This is a genomic window from Janibacter sp. CX7, assembly GCF_024362365.1.
Taxonomy (GTDB): Bacteria; Actinomycetota; Actinomycetes; order Actinomycetales; family Dermatophilaceae; genus Janibacter.
The window spans coordinates 2581786-2597181 of sequence record NZ_CP101464.1 but is presented as its reverse complement, the minus strand read 5'-3'; the positions used below and the strand labels follow the sequence as shown (position 1 = coordinate 2597181).

Annotated in this window: 16 protein-coding genes; 7 read left to right on the top strand and 9 right to left on the bottom strand. The window is 70.5% G+C overall.

The features are described from left to right. Positions 1–873, bottom strand: coding sequence for a hypothetical protein (locus NMQ01_RS12775; protein ID WP_255184298.1), 873 nt, complete (start codon positions 871–873; stop codon positions 1–3). Positions 874–1018: 145 nt separating this feature from the next. On the opposite strand from NMQ01_RS12775, the gene NMQ01_RS12770 reads away from it, so the two are divergent. From NMQ01_RS12770 to NMQ01_RS12760, 3 genes are all read left to right on the top strand, one after another. Further along, a complete protein-coding gene (locus NMQ01_RS12770; protein ID WP_255184297.1) occupies positions 1019–1963 on the top strand; it encodes a Ku protein in 945 nt (314 codons plus the stop codon). Between the two features lie 12 nt (positions 1964–1975). Further along, positions 1976–2800 carry an Fpg/Nei family DNA glycosylase gene (locus NMQ01_RS12765; protein ID WP_255184296.1) on the top strand — a complete coding sequence of 275 codons (825 nt, stop codon included), beginning with the start codon at positions 1976–1978 and terminating at the stop codon, positions 2798–2800. Positions 2801–2893: 93 nt separating this feature from the next. Next, a complete protein-coding gene (locus tag NMQ01_RS12760) occupies positions 2894–3487 on the top strand; it encodes a hypothetical protein (protein WP_255184295.1) in 594 nt (197 codons plus the stop codon). A 19-nt stretch (positions 3488–3506) separates the two neighbouring features. Here NMQ01_RS12760 and NMQ01_RS12755 read toward each other — a convergent pair whose 3' ends face one another. After that, entirely contained in the window at positions 3507–4094 is a 588-nt protein-coding gene (locus NMQ01_RS12755) for a flavin reductase family protein (protein ID WP_255184294.1), read from the bottom strand. An 88-nt stretch (positions 4095–4182) separates the two neighbouring features. Here NMQ01_RS12755 and NMQ01_RS12750 point away from each other — a divergent pair, with 88 nt between their 5' ends. Further along, positions 4183–4857, top strand: a complete 675-nt coding sequence (locus NMQ01_RS12750; protein ID WP_255184293.1) for a DUF4328 domain-containing protein — start codon at positions 4183–4185, stop codon at positions 4855–4857. Between the two features lie 145 nt (positions 4858–5002). Beyond that, the gene (locus NMQ01_RS12745; RefSeq protein ID WP_255184292.1) at positions 5003–7522 is read left to right on the top strand and encodes an ATP-dependent Clp protease ATP-binding subunit; all 2520 of its coding nucleotides are present in this window, start codon (positions 5003–5005) and stop codon (positions 7520–7522) included. Between the two features lie 119 nt (positions 7523–7641). Here NMQ01_RS12745 and NMQ01_RS12740 read toward each other — a convergent pair whose 3' ends face one another. From NMQ01_RS12740 to NMQ01_RS12725, 4 genes are all read right to left on the bottom strand, one after another. Beyond that, on the bottom strand, positions 7642–8226 hold the full coding sequence (locus NMQ01_RS12740) for a TIGR03086 family metal-binding protein (RefSeq protein WP_255184291.1): 585 nt from the start codon (positions 8224–8226) through the stop codon (positions 7642–7644). Beyond that, positions 8223–8756 (bottom strand): SRPBCC family protein, encoded by a 534-nt coding sequence (locus tag NMQ01_RS12735; RefSeq protein WP_255184290.1) that lies wholly within the window; start codon positions 8754–8756, stop codon positions 8223–8225. Before NMQ01_RS12735 ends, NMQ01_RS12740 begins: the two co-directional genes overlap by 4 nt. Then, positions 8753–9121, bottom strand: coding sequence for a helix-turn-helix transcriptional regulator (locus NMQ01_RS12730; protein WP_255184289.1), 369 nt, complete (start codon positions 9119–9121; stop codon positions 8753–8755). The genes NMQ01_RS12735 and NMQ01_RS12730 overlap by 4 nt, the downstream gene beginning before the upstream one ends. Positions 9122–9242: 121 nt before the next feature. Beyond that, on the bottom strand, positions 9243–9914 hold the full coding sequence (locus NMQ01_RS12725; RefSeq protein WP_255184288.1) for a DUF305 domain-containing protein: 672 nt from the start codon (positions 9912–9914) through the stop codon (positions 9243–9245). A 185-nt stretch (positions 9915–10099) separates the two neighbouring features. Between NMQ01_RS12725 and NMQ01_RS12720 the strand changes: the two genes are divergently transcribed. Further along, positions 10100–11524, top strand: a complete 1425-nt coding sequence (locus NMQ01_RS12720; protein ID WP_255184287.1) for an LVIVD repeat-containing protein — start codon at positions 10100–10102, stop codon at positions 11522–11524. Between the two features lie 76 nt (positions 11525–11600). Next, on the top strand, positions 11601–12098 hold the full coding sequence (locus NMQ01_RS12715; RefSeq protein WP_255184286.1) for an amino-acid N-acetyltransferase: 498 nt from the start codon (positions 11601–11603) through the stop codon (positions 12096–12098). Positions 12099–12174: 76 nt separating this feature from the next. On the opposite strand, the gene NMQ01_RS12710 is transcribed toward NMQ01_RS12715, so the two are convergent. From NMQ01_RS12710 to disA, 3 genes are read right to left on the bottom strand one after another with little or no spacing between them, the layout of a single operon-like run. After that, positions 12175–13086: an A/G-specific adenine glycosylase gene (locus NMQ01_RS12710; RefSeq protein WP_255184285.1), complete on the bottom strand. Its 912-nt coding sequence runs from the start codon at positions 13084–13086 to the stop codon at positions 12175–12177. After that, a complete protein-coding gene (locus tag NMQ01_RS12705; RefSeq protein ID WP_255184284.1) occupies positions 13083–14309 on the bottom strand; it encodes a hypothetical protein in 1227 nt (408 codons plus the stop codon). Before NMQ01_RS12705 ends, NMQ01_RS12710 begins: the two co-directional genes overlap by 4 nt. 1 nt (position 14310) lies before the next feature. Further along, complete coding sequence (gene disA, locus NMQ01_RS12700; RefSeq protein WP_255184283.1) at positions 14311–15387, bottom strand: DNA integrity scanning diadenylate cyclase DisA; 1077 nt, start codon at positions 15385–15387, stop codon at positions 14311–14313. Positions 15388–15396: the final 9 nt, after the last annotated feature.

The following is a 15396-nucleotide window of genomic DNA, read 5'->3' as shown; positions in this document are numbered from 1 at the left end:
TCACTGGCCGTAGGCCTGGAGCGCGAAGCCGCCCTTGCCGGTCCACCCGCCGCGGATGTCGGTGCCGCGGCTGTCGGCGGCCGTGGGGTCGTAGTAGACGTACATGCGGTCGCCGTCGGTGAGGCCACCGATGGAGCGGCCCTTGCTCCCGCACGGGGCGGTCGTCAGCGAGCGGAAGTTCTGGAAGCCCGTCCAGCGCAGCGTCGCGTAGGTGCGCTGGGTCGGTGCCGAGCGCGGGACGCGCAGCTCGCGCAGGGCGCCGCTGGAGACGTTGTGGAGCAGCACGTCGATGGTCTTGCCGCTGACGGCTCCGGAGCGCTCGTAGACGATCGATCGCATGTTGCCGTAGCCCGAGCCGATGCGGGTCGCGCTGCCGACCTTCAGCGAGCCCGTCGAGGTCCAGGAGATGGGGTAACGGGTGAGGTAGCCGCCGTGCAGCCGGTAGAGGTAGCGCCCGTCGGTCGCGAGGGCTCGGGTCCCCGTCCACCCGGAGGACTTGACGGTGCGCGTGCTCTGGGAGACGGCCCACACGCCGTTGCGCTCGACGCCCTTGCGCGTGATCGTCATGAGCTTGCCGCCCTGCGAGGTGGCCACCTGCTCGTTGGTGAAGGAGCCCGTGTCGCCGTAGGCGCCCACCTGGACCTCGGCCGTCGGCCGCCATCCGATGCTGTTGGTGCTGACGCGGGTGGCGGTGGCGCGCTGGTTGGCGTAGGTGTACCAGTAGTAGGCGCCGGTGCTGGTGCTGGCGCCCCAGTGGGCCCGGCAGCTCGTGGGCACGTTGGGTGCGGCGGCCGAGGCGGGAGTGGCGGCGACGGCCGCGGTCGTGCACGTGAGTGCGGCGACGGCGAGCGCGGCGGAGATGCGGCGGGACATCGTGATCTTTTCCCCTGGTGTCGTGGCGAGGTGGCCCCCTGGCCACGGCGCGATCCTAGAGGAGCGCCGCAGTCCGCTCGCGGCGGCTCCGGAGCGCCCTCCTCGAGGACCGTGGGAGGGGCCCCCACCCGCGTAGGCTGGCCGCATGCGCGCGATCTGGAAGGGTGCCGTCTCCTTCGGCCTCGTCAACGTCCCCGTCCGCCTGTACTCCGCGACCGAGAACCACGACGTGCAGTTCCGTCAGGTGCACCGCACCGACGGCGGGCGCATCCGCTACAAGCGCTTCTGCAGCATCGACGGCGACGAGGTGGCCTACGACGACATCGCCAAGGGCTACGAGACCGAGGACGGTCAGATGATCATCCTCACCGACGAGGACATGGCCGACCTGCCGACGCGCAGCAACAAGGAGATCAGCGTCGAGAAGTTCGTGCCCGAGGACCAGATCGACCCGATGCTCCTCGACAAGAGCTACTACCTCGAGCCGGACAAGACGGCGACCAAGCCCTATGTCCTGCTGCGCGAGGCGCTCGAGGCCCAGGGCCGGATGGCGATCGTCACCGTCTCGATCCGCAGCCGGATGACGATGGCCGTGCTGCGCGTGCGCGACGGCGTCATCGTCATGCAGACGATGCTGTGGCCCGACGAGATCCGCGCGGCCGACTTCGCCACCATCGAGGACCAGGAGCTGTCGGACAAGGAGATGTCGATGGCGCGCATGCTCATCGACGAGCTCGCCGGCGACTACGAGCCCGACGAGTTCGAGGACGACTACGCCCTGGCCGTCGAGGCCCTCGTCAAGGCCAAGGTCGACGGGGGAGAGGTCCAGCAGGTCGAGGCCGACGAGGACGAGTCGGGCGAGGTCGTCGACCTGCTCGCGGCGCTGGCCAGGTCCGTCGAGAAGGCGAAGACCGCGCGTGGCGAGAGCACCTCGACGGCGAAGAAGGCGCCGGCGAAGACCTCCGCCTCGAAGGCCACGACGAAGAAGGCCGCCGCCAAGAAGACGACGGCGAAGAAGGCGACGACCAAGAAGGCTGCCGCCAAGAAGACGACGGCCAAGAAGGCCGCTGCGAAGAAGAAGGCGAGCTGAGCCCCCTTCGTCATGCCCGAAGGCCACACCCTCCACCGCATCGCCCGCGACCTGCACGCCACCTTTGCCGGCCAGGTCGTCGAGGTGTCGTCCCCGCAGGGGCGCTTCGCCACCGGCGCGGCGCTGCTCACCGGTCACGAGCTGCTCGAGGCGCGCGCCCACGGCAAGCACCTCTTCGTCGAGCTCGCCGGCGACCGCATCCTGCACGTCCACCTCGGGCTCATCGGGACCTTCACCATCGACGAGGCCGCCTATGTCGGTGAGCGGCCGGTCATCGGGCAGGTGCGCTGCCGCATCGCGACCGACGAGCACGTGGCCGACCTGCGCGGACCGATGACCTGCGCGGTCATCACCCCCGAGCAGGAGGACGCGGTGCACGCGAAGCTCGGGCCGGATCCCTTGCGGGACACCGACGGTGGGCCTGCGTGGGAGCGGATCCGACGCTCCCGCAAGTCGATCGCGGCCCTGCTCATGGAGCAGGACGTGCTCGCGGGCGTCGGCAACGTCTACCGCTGCGAGGTCCTCTACCGGCACCGGATCAACCCCGCGACGCCGGGGGAGCGGCTCAAGCGGGCGTCGTGGGACCTCGTCTGGGCGGACCTGCGGCGGCTGCTGCCGCTCGGAGTGGCCACGAGCCGGATCGTCACCGTCGACGACCAGGTCGAGCAGGTCGAGGCCGCCCTGGCGAAGGGGGAGGACGTGCACCTGACGGAGCGGACGAGCTATGTCTACAAGCGCACCGACGAGGCCTGCGTGGTCTGCGGGTCGAAGGTGCGCTCGAAGGACGTCGCCGGCCGCACCCTCTACTGGTGCGCCAACTGCCAGCGCCGCAGCTGAGCGGCGCGTCGAGCCGCTGGCCGATCGGGCCTTCCCCCGCGCCCCTCGGCGCCACTAGCGTGGTCCGGACCACATCAGGGATCGGGGGATCACATGATCACGCACCACCGCACGCTGTCCGCCACCGTCGCCGCCGTCGCCCTGGCGGCGGCTCTCGTGCCCGCCGCGAGCGCCGCACCGACGTCCGACACCGGGGCCGACGCGGCCTCGGTCGCCTCTGACGACCGGCTCGACTTCACCGAACGACGCATCGGGACGGCGTGGTTCCCGGCGTCGGTGTGGAGCGTCAAGAACTCCGTCAACCCCACCTTCGGCTGGTCCGACGAGACGAGCACCGACCGGGTCGACGGCTGCCTGAGCGACGTCACCGGCAGCACCCACTACTACTCGGCGATCTTCTGGAACGAGGGCGTCGTCGTGCGTGGGGTGTCGCAGACCAAGCCGGTCCGGCTCGACAGCTACGGCGTCTTCACCGCCGCTGCCTCGCGTCAGATCGACCTGCCCTACAAGGTCGGGGTGGGCAACTCCACGACCTATCTCAAGGCGCGCGCCGGGTGGATGCGCGTCGACGACTCGAGCGTCTTCAACGACGGCCGCATCTACAGCCGGGGCAAGGTCTTCTGGTTCATGAACAAGGCCGGCACCCGCGTCGACGAGGTGTGGTTCAACCCCACCTTCTGCGACTGACCGCCCGGTGGTCGCGCCGTCAGGGGCGGCGCGGCCGCGTCAGGCGGAAGACCTCGGGAGAGTGCCCCCACTCGTCGCGCCCGAGACGGGAGACCGGACGCAGCGCGTCGATCGTCGGGCGCCCGTCGGTCAGGGCGTCGCTGCGCACGGTGATCGCCACGACCTCGCCGATGACGAGGTGGCTGTCGCCGAGCTCGGTGCTCGAGTGCAGCCGGCACTCGATCGAGGTCGCCGAGTCCGCGACGCGGGGCACGGGCACGATCTCGCTGGGCTCGAGGCGCACGCCGAGGGCCTGCGCCTCGTCCACCTCCGGGTCGAAGGGGGCGCTGCTCGCGTTGGCGAGCTCGGCGAGGTCCTCCGAGACGAGGTTGACGACGAAGTGCTCGGTCGCGAGGACATTGCGCAGGGTGTCCTTGTGGCCGACGGAGGTGAAGCTGATCATCGGCGGTCGCGCGCACGCGACGTTGAAGAAGGAGTGCGGCGCGAGGTTGCCGACCCCGTCGGCTCCGACGCTCGTGATCCACGCGATCGGCCGCGGCACGACGATGCTCGTCAGCAGGTCGTAGGCATTCGTGTCCGGGTCGGTGGGGTCGAAGACCGTGCGCATGGCGCCAGCCTAGGCAGCGTGTCGAGTTGTCCACAGGCGGGCGCAGCTCGTCGGGCGCGCGGCCGCTCGCGTTCCTAGGTTCGAGGACATGAGCCAGCTGACGACATCTCCCGTCCCGTCGACCCCTGCCCAGCCCAGCCCGCCGGCTCCGCCCGGACCGCCCGTGACGAGCGCGCGTGTGACCGTGGTCGTCGCCGTCGTCTGGACCCTCGTCATGGTCGTGACCGCGGTCATCGCCCTCGTGGCGAAGGGGGACATGCAGGCCTGGGCCGAGGGGACCGGTGGCGACAGCGCCGGTTTCGTGCTGCTCCTGGGCTGTGCCGGCGCCGCGACGCTGTGCATGCCGACCGCGTGGGCCGCGGGGGCGATCTGGCTCTACGGGCTGCGCCGCGTCGCCGAGGCGGTCGCTCCCGGGCACTGGCACCGACGCTCCGTGGTGTGGTCGGTCCTCGGCTGGGGTGTGCCGGTCGTCAACCTGTGGTTCCCGCTGCAGGCGGTCGGCGACGCGATGAGCGCGCTGGGCGTGCGTGCGCGCGGCCTGCTGGCCATCTGGTGGGTCACGTGGCTGCTTGCCTTCTTCGGCATGAACGCGGGGCAGGCCCTCGGTGGTGACCTGATGTCGGCGCAGGACATCGAGCGGTGGGTCATCGGTCACTGCGTCGCCGCGGTCGTCATGGTGCTGGCGCTGCCCGGCTGGATCCTGGTCGTGCGGCGGGCCACGGCGGCCGCCGTCGAGCGGTCCGCGATGGCCGGCGTCCGCTGAGAGCGAACACGGCCGCACCCCCTTCGTCTCGTGGAACAGGGTCGGGGGGAGCGGCGTTGTGACCCCGTGAGAGGCTCGCCCCCCGGCTCAGGGAGCGAGCACGGTTAGCATCGAGGTCTGAGCACCACGTGAAGGGGTAGATCCCATGTTCGAACGGTTCACCGACCGGGCCCGCCGGGTCGTCGTCCTCGCCCAGGAGGAGGCACGCCTCCTCAACCACAACTACATCGGCACCGAGCACATCCTCCTCGGCCTCATCCACGAGGGCGAGGGTGTCGCCAGCAAGGCGCTGGAGTCGCTCGGCGTCTCCCTCGACGCCGTCCGCGAGCAGGTCCAGGACATCATCGGTCCCGGCCAGCAGGCTCCGTCGGGTCACATCCCCTTCACCCCGCGGGCCAAGAAGGTCCTCGAGCTGTCCCTGCGCGAGGCGCTGCAGCTGGGGCACAACTACATCGGCACCGAGCACATCCTCCTCGGCCTGATCCGCGAGGGCGAGGGCGTCGCCGCCCAGGTCCTCGTCAAGCTGGGCGCCGACCTCGGTCGCGTCCGCCAGACCGTCATCCAGCTCATCTCGGGCTACCAGGGTGGCAAGGAGGGCCAGGCCGCTGGCGTCGGCGCCGGCACCGGCCCGGCCGAGGGGCAGCCCGCGGGCTCGCTCGTGCTCGACCAGTTCGGCCGCAACCTCACCCAGGCCGCGCGTGAGGGCCAGCTCGACCCGGTCATCGGGCGTGAGCAGGAGATCGAGCGCGTCATGCAGGTGCTCTCGCGTCGCACGAAGAACAACCCCGTCCTCATCGGTGAGCCCGGTGTCGGCAAGTCGGCCGTCGTCGAGGGCCTGGCCCAGGACATCGTCAACGAGGACGTCCCCGAGCCGCTCAAGGACAAGCAGCTCTACACGCTCGACCTCGGCTCGCTCGTCGCCGGCAGCCGCTACCGCGGTGACTTCGAGGAGCGCCTGAAGAAGGTGCTCAAGGAGATCAAGACGCGCGGCGACATCATCCTCTTCATCGACGAGATCCACACCCTCGTGGGTGCGGGTGCCGCCGAGGGCGCGATCGACGCCGCGAGCATCCTCAAGCCGATGCTCGCCCGCGGTGAGCTGCAGACCATCGGCGCGACGACGCTCGAGGAGTACCGCAAGCACATCGAGAAGGACTCGGCCCTCGAGCGCCGCTTCCAGCCGATCCAGGTCGCCGAGCCCTCGCTGGCCCACGCCATCGAGATGCTCAAGGGCCTGCGTGACCGCTACGAGGCCCACCACAAGGTGACGATCACCGACCCGGCGATCGTGGCTGCCGTGACGATGGCCGACCGCTACGTCAACGACCGCTTCCTCCCCGACAAGGCGATCGACCTCATCGACGAGGCGGGCGCGCGCCTGCGCATCCGTCGGATGACGGCCCCCGCCGACCTCAAGGAGTTCGACGACAAGATCGCCAAGGTGCGCCTCGAGAAGGAGTCGGCCATCGACGGCCAGGACTTCGAGAAGGCCGCCGGTCTGCGTGACGACGAGAAGAACCTGCTCGCGGAGAAGGCCCGCCGCGAGGAGGAGTGGAAGGCCGGCGACATGGACGTCGTCGCCGAGGTCGACGAGGAGCTCATCGCCGAGGTGCTCGCCGCCTCGACCGGCATCCCCGTCTTCAAGCTCTCCGAGGAGGAGTCGACGCGACTGCTCAACATGGAGGGCGAGCTGCACAAGCGGGTCGTCGGCAACGACGACGCGATCAAGGCGCTCTCGCAGGCCATCCGACGCACCCGCGCCGGCCTCAAGGACCCGCGTCGCCCCGGCGGCTCGTTCATCTTCGCCGGCCCCACCGGTGTCGGCAAGACCGAGCTGGCCAAGGCCCTCGCGGAGTTCCTCTTCGGCGACGAGGACAGCCTCATCACCCTCGACATGTCGGAGTTCTCCGAGAAGCACACGGTCAGCCGCCTCTTCGGCTCGCCCCCCGGCTACGTCGGCTACGACGAGGGTGGCCAGCTCACCGAGAAGGTGCGCCGCAAGCCCTTCTCCGTGGTGCTCTTCGACGAGGTCGAGAAGGCACACCCGGAGATCTTCAACTCGTTGCTGCAGGTGCTCGAGGACGGCCGCCTCACCGACTCGCAGGGTCGGATGGTCGACTTCAAGAACACGGTCATCATCATGACGACCAACCTCGGCACGCGGGACATCTCCAAGGGCGCCATGGGCTTCACCTCGAGCACCGACCAGCGCACGGACTACGAGCGCATGAAGGCCAAGGTCACCGACGAGCTGAAGAACCACTTCCGCCCCGAGTTCCTCAACCGCGTCGACGACACGATCGTCTTCCCGCAGCTGAGCCAGGACGAGCTCGTCGAGATCGTCGACCTCGAGGTCGCCAAGCTCGACAAGCGCCTCAAGGACAAGGACATGGGCATCGAGCTCACGCCCGCGGCCAAGGCGCTGCTCGCCAAGCGCGGCTACGACCCGGTCCTCGGCGCTCGTCCGCTCAAGCGCACGATCCAGCGCGAGATCGAGGACGTGCTGTCGGAGAAGATCCTCTTCGGCGAGCTCGTCTCCGGCGAGATCGTCGCGGTCGACGCGACCGGCGAGGGCAAGGACGCCGAGTTCACCTTCAAGGGTGCGCCCAAGGTCGGCGAGCTGGACGTCCCGCTCGTCGAGGCGGGCGACGGTTCCGCCGACTGACCCAGCGCGGACGCTGCAGACGAAGGGGAGGTGGCCAGATCACTGGCCACCTCCCCTTCGCCATCCCCCCTATCTCCGCAAAACCCCAGGGTCTTGCGGAGATCGAGGGCGGTCCGGGCTCAGCCCGCCGGCGGCGCCCAGCGCGGGTCCCGCCCGATGAAGGCGAAGAAGCGCTCCTGGACGCTCGCGTCCTCGGGCACCGACTGCTGCTCTCCGAACTGCCCGGACGCCCGGATCATCTCGGCCTGCGCCTGCATCCCGGCCAGGGCCTCGGCGAGGTAGTCCTCGTCGAGCCGGTCGTCCTGCCCGGTGGCGCGGGCGAGGTCCCAGGTGTGGAAGACGACGTCGCTCGTGAAGAACTGGTCGAGCATCTGCGGCAGCGGCATCCGGCCGATGTGCTCGTGCTCGAAGACGACCTCCTCGGTCGCCGGGTCGTCGAGCAGCGATCGAAGCTGCGCGTCGAGACCGGCCCACGCGCCGACCGGGTCTTCCTCGGCGGACGGCACGGGGTCCAGGCGCACCTCGCAGCCGGACGCCACGAGTGCCGGCAGCCAGGTCGTCAGGTGACCGACGACGTCGCGGGCCCGCCACTGCGCCACCGGTGTCGGCGCGTCCCAGTCGGTCGTGCCGGCGACCCGTCGCGCGAAGCCGTCCGACGCCGACCGGTAGCGGTCGGCGACGGACAGCGACGACAAGGAGGTCACGCGACCTCCCCGGCATCGAGCATCGCGTCGAGTGCTGCATAGCCCTCGTTGATGCCGATCTCCATGCCGGAGGCGAGCATCATCTCGCGCGCCTCGAAGGTCGGCAGGACCGATTGGCCGTGGACGCGCGTCCACCCGTCACCGAGGTCCTCGAAGGTCATCGTGTCGAGCGAGACCCCGTCGGGGAAGCCCTCGAAGGTGAAGGTCTGGACGATCCGGTCGGGGCGCACCTCGTGGAAGCTGCCGAAGAAGTGGAACTCCTGGGTGTCGCCCTGCACGCGCCGCTCGCTGCCCTCCTTCGCGACATTGGTGAAGCGGTAGCTGCCACCGGTGCGCGCGTCCCAGTAGTCGATGATCGTGTCGAGCTCGTCGGGCCCGACCCACCGCTTGTAGAGCTCGGGGTCGGTGTGCGCGCGGTGCAGCTGCGCCGCGGTCGCCTTGAAGTCGCGGGTGATCCGCACGACGGGGACCTCGGGGTCGGCCTCGATCGTCGCGGTCGTGATGTGGTCGGTGCTGGGCTGGGTGCTCATCGGTCTGCTCCTGTGCTCGTGGTGCCCGGGTCGGGCGAAGGGAGGTCGCCGAGGACCTCCTCGAGCCGGGACATGCGTTGCTCGGCTCGCTGCTGGTGCCGCTCGATCCAGCCGGTCATCGTGGCCAGGACATCGGCCTCGAGGTGGACCGGACGGCGTTGGGCCTCCCTGCGCCGGCTGACGAGGCCGGCGTCCTCGAGGACCTTGAGGTGCTTGCTCACGGCCTGGAGGCTGATGTCGTAGGGGGCGGCGAGGTCGTTGACGGTGGCGTCACCGACCGTGAGGCGGGTGACGATGTCCCGCCGGACCGGATCGGAGAGCGCGGCGAAGGCCCGGGAGAGTCGCTCCTCGGGGTGGTCCTCCATCGCGTGCTCCTTATTCAACCAATAGGTTGAATACGACGATAGGCCGGTCGACGTGCCGGGTCAAGGGATGCTGCAGGAGAGGGCGGGGGAGTGGCGATCAGGCCCGCGCCGGGGGTGCGCGTCAGAGACGGCGCTGCATGCCCTTCATCTGGTCGATCTGCTTGGTCTGGGTGACCGAGATGTCGTCGCCGAGCTCGCCGGTGCGCTCGTCGGCGCCCTTGTCTCCCAAGGTCGTGCACATCTCGAGAGCGCCCTCGTGGTGCGCGATCATCAGGTCGAGGTAGAGCCGGTCGACGTCCGCCCCCTTCGCCGTGCGCAGGTCGCTCAGCTGTGCCGGCGTGGCCATGCCGGGCATGTCAGTGTGGTCGTCGTGGCTGCCGTGGCCGCTGCCGCTCGGGTTGCTCGCCTCGATCGGCACCTTCTCGCCCCAGGAGCGCAGGGTCGAGGCCATCCCCTTCATCTCGGGCTTCTGCTCGTCGCTGATCCGGCTGGCCATGGAGCGCACCTTGGCGTCGGTCAGGCGCCCCTTGACGATGTCGCCCATGACGACGGCCTGCGCGTGGTGGCGGATCATGTCCTGCAGGAAGGTCACGTCCGCGTCGTTGTGACTCGACGACGGCGTCGCGACGGCGTCGTCGCCGGTCAGCGACGAGTTCGACTCGCCGGGTGTGCCCGGCTGCAGGACCGGTGCATCGGGCGAGGTGGCCGAGGTCGAGGCGTCGTCGCCGCTGCCCGAGCACCCGCCGAGCACGAGGGCGGCAGCGAGGACGAAGGGGGTCAGACGTGGGCTCACGAGGGCGACGGTAACCCCCCTTCGTCCGTGGTGGGCCGTCACGGGTCGGCCGCGGGTGATCCTGACCAGATCCTGACCAAACCCCGACCCGGAGCGGGGCCGTGGGGCGGCGCCGACACGGAAGGCTTGGCGGATCCCGCGCGGGGCACACCCCGCCCCGGCGGACGCCACCCCGTGGAGGAATCATGCGCAGATCCACCCTGGCCGTCGTCGCGGCCACCGCACTGGTCATGTCGGGGGCGGGCGCCACCAGCGCCCTCGCCGACGGACCCGGTGACCGGATCGGAGTCTCCGGCACCGACCTGGGGACCGACGAGATCGGTCGCAGCAAGAACGTCCAGCACCTGGCCAACATCGCGCCGTCCGGTGCGCTCGCCGAGGGCATCGGCACCGACATCGCCTTCCAGGACGACAAGGCCTTCGTCGGCAACTACGACGGCTTCTCGATCATCGACGTCAAGAACCCGCGCCAGCCCAAGACGATCGTCCAGGTGAAGTGCCCGGGCAGCCAGAACGACATCTCCGTCTCCGGCGACCTGCTCTACCTGTCGACCGACTCCTCCCGCAGCGACGACTCGTGCGCCTCGACCTCGCAGTCGGCCACGGTCAAGGAGAGCTGGGAGGGGATCAAAATCTTCGACATCTCCGACCTGCGCAACCCGCAGTACATCAAGTCCGTCGAGACCGCCTGCGGCTCGCACACCCACACGCTCGTCCCGGGCAAGGGCGCCAACAAGGGCACCGACTACCTCTACGTGTCGAGCTACTCGCCGCGCGCCGAGTACCCGGACTGCCAGACGCCGCACGACCTGATCTCGATCGTCAAGGTCGACAAGGCCGCGCCGACCGATGCGTCGGTCATCGCCACGCCCAACCTCTTCCCCGACGGCGGCAACCCCGGTGGCCCCGGCCCCACGCCGATCGCGGGTCGCTCGGCGACGACCGGCTGCCACGACATCACCGCCCTGCCGAGCAAGGACCTCGCGGCGGGCGCGTGCATGGGTGACGGCATCATCATGGACATCAAGGACCCGGAGGCTCCCCAGGTCATCGAGCAGGTCCGGGACGACGAGAACTTCGCCTTCTGGCACTCGGCGACCTTCAACGCCGACGCGAGCAAGGTCGTCTTCACCGACGAGCTCGGCGGTGGCGGCGCCCCGACGTGCACCGCCGACATCGGGCCCAACCGCGGCGCCAACGCGATCTACGACCTGTCCGAGACCGGTCAGCTGACCTTCCGCTCGTACTACAAGATCCAGCGGCACCAGACCGAGACGGAGAACTGCGTCGCGCACAACGGCTCGATCATCCCGGTCAAGGGCAGGGACCTCATGGTCCAGTCCTGGTACCAGGGTGGCGTGAGCGTGTGGGACTTCACCGACTCGAGCAACCCCAAGGAGCTCGGCTACTTCGAGCGAGGTCCGCTGCCGGCCGACGAGGGCATCGGTGGCACGTGGTCGACGTACTACTACAACGGCCACGTCTACTCCTCGGACATCGCCCGCGGCTTCGACGTGCTGAAGTTCAACGACCCCGCCACGAAGCGGGCCGACACGATCCGGATGGGCGAGCTCAACGTCCAGTCCCAGCCGGAGTACACGGTGCGCTGACCCCCCTTCGCGCCGCCGCTCGCCGAGCGGACCGACCTGCGCCCTCGCCCTCGTGGCGGGGGCGTAGGTTTGTCCGGTGACCGTGACCATCCGCCGCGCCCGCACCCGCGACGTGCGCGACATCCGTGCCCTCGTCGCGCCCCTGGCCGAGCGGCGGGTCCTCGTCAGCAAGGACACCGTCGCCTACTTCGAGGGGCTGCAGGAGTTCCGCGTCGCCGAGATCGACGGTCAGGTCGTCGGCTGCGGTGCGTTGCACGTCATGTGGGACGACCTCGCCGAGATCCGCACCCTCGCCGTCTCCGCCGAGCACCTGGGGCACGGTGTCGGAGGCGCCCTGCTCGAGGCGCTCGCCGAGGACGCCGTCGAGCTGGGGGTCGAGCGGCTCTTCTGCCTGACCTTCGAGGTCGACTTCTTCACCCGGCACGGCTTCACCGAGATCGAGGGCCAGGCAGTCGACCCCGACGTCTACGTCGAGCTGCTGCGCTCCTACGACGAGGGCGTGGCCGAGTTCCTCGACCTCGAGCGGGTCAAGCCCAACACCCTCGGCAACACCCGGATGCTGCGCCAGCTCTGACGGACGAAGGCGCCGTCCTTGGGTCCCACGTTCCGCCTGGGAGGTGCGACGCAGGAGCCTCGAAGGGGGGTGTCCCTCACCCCGGCAGGGCGTATCCGCCGGCCACCGGCTCGACGAGACCGTCCTCGACGAGCCCGGCGAGGCATCGCTCGACCTTCGCCGGGTCGTCCGGCCACGTGGCGTCGACGTCGCGGCGCGAGACCGGGTCCGCGCTCTCGCGCAGCAGCTGCACGATGCGGCCGCGCACCTGGCGGTCGGTGCCGTGCCAGGCCTGACCGCGCCGTGGCGGCCCCTCGTGCTCCGGGCGGCCGGCGAGCTGCCAGGCGCACAGGTGGCTGACCGGGCACTCGTCGCAGCGCGGCGAGCGGGCCGTGCAGACGAGGGCGCCCAGCTCCATCGACGCGGCATTCCACCGGTTGGCCTCGTCCCGGTCGGCCGGCATCGAGGCATCGGCCAGGCGCATCTCGGCAGCGGTGAGTGCCGGTGCCGCGTGCTGCGTGCCGCTCACCGTGCGGGCGAGGACCCGGCGGACGTTGGTGTCGACGACGGTGCGCGGGTCCCCGAAGGCGAAGGACGCGACGGCGGCAGCGGTGTAGGGGCCGACGCCGGGCAGGGCGAGCAGGTCGTCGTGGTCGCGCGGGACCTCGCCGTCGTGGCGCTCGACCATCGCCGCGGCCGACTCCCACAGCCGCAGCGCCCGACGTGGGTAACCCAGGCGGTCCCACATGCGCACCGCCTCGCCGGGGGAGTCCGCGGCCAGGTCGGCCGGCGTCGGCCACCGCTCGAGCCAGCGCTCCCAGACCGGCAGCACCCGGGCGACGGGCGTCTGCTGCGACATCACCTCCGAGAGGTAGACACCCCAGGCGGAGCACCGGGGGTCACGCCAGGGCAGGTCACGACCGTGCTCGTCGAACCACGCGAGCACGGCGGTGCGCAGCTGGGCGCTCGCGGCCTCGCCCGCGCCGCGAGTGGTGTCGGGCAGAGTCATGGCAGCTCGATCTCGGCGAAGCGCGGACGGTAACGCTGCGGGTGGGTGTGGAAGTCGGGCTCGCTCGTCGGTGCCTCGCTCCACGAGACGAGGACCGTGCCCGGCGGGGTCGTGAGGTCCGGGTGGGAGAGCACGGTGTAGCGCACCGTCGACGCGTCGTTGCCGAGCGGTCGCACGCGGTGCTTCGTCCACGGCCCGGTGACCGACGGCGCCTTCCACACGGCGAGCTGGTCTCCTTGGAAGTCGCCCTCCTTGCTCACCGCGAACCACGAGCCGTCGCGCTCGAAGACCCCGAGGACGTGCGAGACGCCCTGGTCGGCGCCGACGAGCTGGGCCGCGGGGGTCTGGGCGGCCGCAGGGTCACCGGCGACCCACGAGCTGCCGTCCCAGTACTCCCAGGTGCGCGCGGAGGCGAGCGAACCGGTCGGGGTGCGGGCGACATGCAGCGACCATCCTGCCGTCGTCTTGCCCTCGTCGCTCGCGGTGCCGAAGACATAGGTCCACGGACCCTCGTCCCACATCGCGGCGCCCCACGTCGGCACCCGCGGGTCGGTGCTGCGTGCGGTGACCGCCCGGTGCGACACGAGCCGCGGCATCCGGTTGGTCGGGACCTCGAAGGTCGCCAGGCCGGTCCCGATCGTCTCGAAGTCGCGCCCGCCGAGTTCGTGCACGGTCGCGGTGAGCACCTGCACCCGGGTGCCCCCGGGCACGGGGTCGGCGCGCAACGACATCGGCCAGTGGCCGAGATCGCCGGTGTCGGGGATGACCGCACCGTCGCCTTCGACGCGCATGGCCTTGAGGCAGCCGCCGTTGGCGACGAGCACCGAGTTGCGCACCATGAAGGGGCCGACGACGTCCGTGTCCCGCACCGTGTCGCCGTAGACGAAGAGCCGTCGGCCGTCGGCGAGCATGACCGAGCCGCCGTGGTCGGCGCCCTGCAGCCGCGGCTCGCCGTCGAGCTGGGTCATGAGGGTGTTCATCCCTGCGGCGTCGGTCGGTGTGGGCAGGTCGCAGGGGCGCCCCGGATCAGTGCCACGCGTGGACAGGGCGGTCGCCGTCGGTGTGGGCGAAGGGGGAGTCCGTTGCCTCGTCGGGATGGGCGCTCCCGCCCGGTCGGCTGCACCAGCCAGCGTCGCCTCGACGTCGGCGCTGCGGGTCCATCCGAACCACGCGCCACCGATCACCAGCCCGCCGGCGAGCAGCGAGACCAGGAATCGGAGCACGTCAGACGTACCGCTCGAGGATCGAGCTCTCCGCGAGTCGTGACAGACCCTCGCGGACGGTGCGGGCGCGCAGCTCGCCGACCCCCTCGACGGCCATCAGGTCGTCGATGCCGGCCGCGAGCAGTCGTTGCAGCGAGCCGAAGTGGAGGACGAGCCGGTCGACGATGGCGCCCGGCAGGCGCGGGATCTTGCCGAGGATGCGCAGTCCGCGTGGGCTGACCGACGCGTCGAGCGACTCTCCCACGATCGCGAAGCCGAGCGACTTGGCGACGTGGCCGAGGTCGAGCAGCTCGGTGGCGTCGAGCGCCGAGAGGTTGTCCATGACCCCTTGGGCGTCGGCGACCGGCCCCTTGGGGTCGAGGTAGTCGAGGATGACCGCGTTGAGGTCGTCGTCGAGGCCAGCCGTCAGCTCCTCGAGCTGGAGGGTGAGCAAGCGGCCGTCGATGCCGAGCTCGAGGACGTACTCGGCGATCTCGGCGTGGATGCGGCGGACCATCTCGAGGCGCTGGAGGACGACGGCGACGTCCCGGACGGTGACGAGGTCCTCGATCTCGAGGGCCGACAGCGAGCCGGTGACCTCGTTGAGCCGGGTCGTGTAGCGCTCGAGCGTCTGCATCGCCTGGTTGGCCTGGGAGACGAGCTCGGGCGTCGTGCGCAGGACGTGCCGTCGGCCGTCGACGTAGAGGGCGATGATGTGCATCGACTGGCTCACCGAGACGACGGGGTGCCCGGTCTGCCGGGCGACCCGCTCGGCCGTGCGGTGCCGGGTGCCGCTCTCGAGGGTCTCGATGCTCGGGTCGGGGACGAGCTGGACCGCGGCCTTGAGGATCTTCGAGACGCCGGAGTCGACGACGACGGCTCCGTCCATCTTCGCCAGCTCGCGCAGGCGGGTCGCGGAGAACTCGATGTTGAGGTCGAAGCCCCCGGTGCACAGGCTCTCGACGAGCCTGTCGTGCCCGAGCACCACGAGGGCGCCGGTGTTGCCCCGCAGGATCCGCTCGAGCCCGTCGCGCAGCACGGTGCCCGGCGCGACCGCGGCGAGGGTCGTCCGGAAGAGGTCGTCGTCTGGGTCGGCCACCCGGCGAGT